Raw genomic sequence first — 4,028 nt, 5'->3', positions numbered from 1 at the left:
CCGGCGAGCGGGCGTTCCACGGTTGCTGGAGGCACCGGGCTAGGCGGTGTTCTTTAGAGCCTCCGCTGGCGCTTCGGCGTGTTCGGGCGCCCCGAAAGGTCAGGAACCTTCGGTGCCTACGGTGTGATCCTCGTTCCTCGGATCCCACCCACGACACCTCCCCGGGTTTGCGGAGGACAGGGCCTGACGGCGCCCGAACGGTGACCCCCGTGGTTCACAAAACAGAACACTAGGGCCTCGCCCCCAGGTCCGTCGGCAGGAGGCTGTAGACGGCCAGGTCGGTGCGGCCCTCGTTCAACGGCATCGCGTTGCGCTCCACACCCTCGTGGACGAACCCGGTGGACTCCGCCACCCGGCGGGAAGCGGTGTTGCCCACCGCGGCCTTCAGTTCGATCCGCTGGAACCCCTGGTCGATCGCCCAACGGGACACCGCGACCACCGCCTCGGCGGCGTAGCCACGACCCCGACCCCACGGAGAGATCCAGTAGCCGACCTCGGTGACCCTCGCCGGCCACTCGGTGCGCAGTAGGGCCAGCGAACCGACGAACCGGCCGCCCTCGCGCTCCAGCAGGGCCCAGTGCTGGCCGTCGCCCGAGGTGCGGATGCCCGGTGCCAGACGCAGACAGAAGTCCTCCGCGTTCTCCCGGGTGTAGGGCTCGCCGGGGGCCGGCAACGGAACCCACCGCTGTAGGTCGGGGTCCACGCACGAGGCGTGCACGTCGTCGATGTCGCGTTCGAGTACCGACCGCAGACGGAGCCGCTCGGTCTCCAAAATGACCGCGGGCATGATCGGCGTGCTCTGAACGGTGGTCATGGTGGAGTCGGACCCTCTTTCCTCGAATCGCGCCGCGCACCCACGGCGTGGCGGCAGCGCTCACGATAGCCGCGCCGACCGTGGTCGCCGCAACCGGATATCGAGGTGATCACCACTGTGACCTGCGACAAGAGAACTCCGTCACGCGGGTCGCGCCGGACGTTCCCTAGAGTCGCCCGCGGGCCACCCGCTCTCGGATGGCGGAGTCGAACACGTCGGCGAAGGCGTTGCCGGGGCACTCGGTGTCCAGCCAGTCCCGGTGTCGGGCCACCGCCTCCTGCGGGGTGACCGCGCCGGTGTCCGGGTTCACGTACTCGATCTCCCGAGTCGGGTCCACACCGGTCAGCGCGCACAGCACCCGCAGCACCGTCACCAGCGAGTCCTGCGCGGCGCGGGTGGGCACCTCGTGGGTGAAGTCGCCGAGCAGGCACACCCCGACGTTGGCGTGGTTGAAGCCCGCCGCGTGGCCGGCCGTCACCGAACGGGCGTGGCCGGGCAGCGGCACTCCGGAGAAGACCGGTATCCCGTCCTCGCCCGAGTGCCGACCCTCGTAGACCACGCCGTCGGGGTCGATGAGCAGGTGGTAGCCGATGTCGCCCCAACCCTGCTCCGCCGCGTGGAGCCGGTAGACCGCCCGCACGTCGGCGGCGTGGTCGTCGGTGGTCTCCATGGCCGTGTGGTGCACGGTCAGAGCCTGGACCCGGTGGAACTCGGCCGGCCACAGGTCGTCGCCGTTGTCGTCGAAGCGCAGGGACTCGTCCGCGCCCCAACCCGCCCTCGTGCGCATCGGCAACAGGGAGGTGCCCGACATCGACCGGTACTCGTCGCCCTCGGCGGAGAGCGTGGTCCGCTCCGGTCCACCGAAGGTGAGTCGTTCACCGTCGCGAACGTTCACCGAGGTCAGGTCGGAGCCGTCGGCACCGCGTACTTGGTATCCGATCGCCCCTTCCGGGGCGCGCACCATCGCGGTGGAGTTCGTTTCCAGGTGGTCCGGTCCGTCGGTGTGGAAGTGCAGATCCCGCCAGGCCCCCCACCCGTCGGGGAGTTCGAAGCGCACCGAGGCGTCCGAGGTCCGCTCCGGCGACCGGGAGACGGCGACCAGGTCGAACCGGCGTTCGGGGCGTACGGGGGAGCCGGTGGAGGTGGTGCTCTCGGTGAGCACCCGGGGGATGGCCCGTGTGTCGGAGCTCTGCGCCGAAGCGGGCGCGGGGGTGAGCGGCGCGGGGGCCAAGGAACCGAGGCCCGCCGCGGCCGTGGCGGTGGTCAGGAAGGTGCGCCGTCGCATGTGTGTCCGTTCTGTTCGCCGACTGTGTTCATCGCGGGGCAGGGCGTCAGGGGGACGGGGACCGCAACAGCCTGCCACATGTCCATGACGTAGGACACGTGGGCGCGTCCACGGGCCCGGAGTGCTCGGATACGGGGAGCACACTGGAACCACGGATCACATCGGCATCAAGGACGGGTGGGGCGTTGAAGCGGACCGGAGGGCACGGAGGCGGCCGATACGGGGATGAGGGCCACCACGATCTACGCCACCACGGCGACGCGGACGTGGGGCCCGGCCTGCTCGACCTGGCCGTCAACGTCCGTGGGCGCACCCCACCGGATCGGCTGCTCCGCCGGATCACCGACTCGCTCACCGACCTCGGCTCCTACCCCGACCCAGAACGAGCCCGCGCGGCCGTGGCCCGGCGGCACCGGCGCGACCCCCGTCAGGTTCTGCCGACGGCCGGCGCGGCGGAGGCGTTCGTGCTCATCGCCCGGGCGCTGAACCCCCGAAGGGCCGTTGTGGTCCACCCCCAGTTCACCGAGCCCGAAGCGGCCCTGCGCGCCGCCGGCCACCGGGTGGACCGGGTTGTGCTGTCGGCACCCGATTTCCTCCTGGACCCTGAGTCGGTCCCCGAGGACGCCGACCTCGTCGTGATCGGCAACCCCACCAACCCGACCTCGGTCCTGCACCCCGCCGCGTCGATCGCGGCGCTCGCGCGACCGGGGCGGGTCCTGGTGGTGGACGAGGCCTTCGCCGACTGTGTACCGGGCGAGCCGGAGTCCCTGGTCCCTCGCACGGACCTGCCCGGTCTCGTGGTCGTGCGCAGTCTCACCAAGACCTGGTCGCTGGCCGGACTGCGGGCCGGCTACCTGCTCGCCGATCCGGACCTTGTCGCCCGCCTGACCGAGGCCCAACCCCTGTGGTCGGTCTCCACCCCGGCACTGGCCGCAATGGAGGCGTGCGTCACGCCCGAGGCCCTCGCCGAGGCGGAGCGCTGGGCCCGGGGCCTGGCCGAGGAACGTCGCGCGCTCAGCGATGACCTGGGGAACCACGGACTCACCGTGGTTCCTCACGCGAGAGCATCGTTTCTGCTGGTCAAAGCGGTGGACGGGGAATCGTTGCGGCTTCGTTTGAGGGAGGAGGGCATCGCGGTCCGGCGCGGCGACACCTTCCCGGGTCTGGGGCCGGAGTGGTTCCGTGTGGCGGTTCGGGACTCCCGTACGCGGCACGCGCTGACGCGGACTCTGGCACAGTTGATGGTGACTTGAGGGCCCGGCGGTGTGCCGGGAACGGGTTGCCCGGGGTCGTAGGGACCCCCGCTGAGCGGCGCGAACGCCGCGGACTACCCTGGTTCGGATCCATCTCGGACCGGGCCCGAACGGGCAGCCCACGGACCTCTGCCTTCGGGGAGCGACCATGACCAACGATGACCGCGAGGAAGCCCGCCATGGTGAGGGCGATCCCTCCGAACCGCGGCGCGGCAGGCCCTCATCGGGCCTCGGCCCGAGACTGAGCGGTCTGCTCGACGGGCTGCCGGAGAGCGGTAAGGGCGCCCAGGGTGCTCCTGGCGTACCGGCCCCGCAAGGGGAGGAGCCGCGGTCCGTGCCGGGCAACCCCTTCCGCAGACCTCTCCAGGAGCCGGCGGCGCCCACCCGGCAGGTCCGCCCGGCGGCCCCGCCCGCGCCACCCAGGGACGTGACACCGGAGCCCGAACCCGCTCCGGAGCCTGAGCCCGAGCCCGCGCCGGAACCCGCCCCCACACGGGCACCGGACACCGCCCGCGACCCTCGACCGAACGTCATCCCCTTCCGCGGTGGCCCCCACCCGGCGACACGGTCACAGGCACCCCTCGCCCCCGAGGCCGGCTCCGCGCGAGAACGAGAAGAAGTCGCACAAGAGCCACCCCCCGCTCAGGCTTCCACCGAACCCGACACAGTCACGAAC

3 protein-coding genes are annotated in these 4,028 nt (G+C 71.6%); 1 reads left to right on the top strand and 2 read right to left on the bottom strand.

The features are described from left to right. Window positions 1-229 precede the first annotated feature (229 nt). Complete coding sequence (locus tag K8V84_RS00645; protein ID WP_304069183.1) at window positions 230-814, bottom strand: GNAT family protein; 585 nt, start codon at window positions 812-814, stop codon at window positions 230-232. Between the two features lie 166 nt (window positions 815-980). After that, window positions 981-2,099, bottom strand: a complete 1,119-nt coding sequence (locus K8V84_RS00640) for a peptidoglycan recognition family protein (protein WP_304069182.1) — start codon at window positions 2,097-2,099, stop codon at window positions 981-983. A gap of 185 nt (window positions 2,100-2,284) precedes the next feature. Here K8V84_RS00640 and cobC point away from each other — a divergent pair, with 185 nt between their 5' ends. Continuing rightward, entirely contained in the window at window positions 2,285-3,352 is a 1,068-nt protein-coding gene (gene cobC, locus K8V84_RS00635; RefSeq protein ID WP_304069181.1) for an Rv2231c family pyridoxal phosphate-dependent protein CobC, read from the top strand. Window positions 3,353-4,028 lie beyond the last annotated feature (676 nt).

This window comes from Nocardiopsis listeri (assembly GCF_020741345.1).
In the GTDB taxonomy this organism is placed as follows: Bacteria; Actinomycetota; Actinomycetes; order Streptosporangiales; family Streptosporangiaceae; genus Nocardiopsis; species Nocardiopsis listeri_A.
The sequence above is the reverse complement of the archived record's forward strand: the minus strand, read 5'-3'. Positions and strand labels throughout refer to the sequence as shown.

Excerpts from the sequence above, each read along its gene's own strand:
- K8V84_RS00645 (WP_304069183.1), bottom strand. The coding sequence starts at position 814 with ATGACCACCGTTCAGAGCACGCCGATCATGCCCGCGGTCATTTTGGAG.
- K8V84_RS00640 (WP_304069182.1), bottom strand. The coding sequence starts at position 2,099 with ATGCGACGGCGCACCTTCCTGACCACCGCCACGGCCGCGGCGGGCCTC.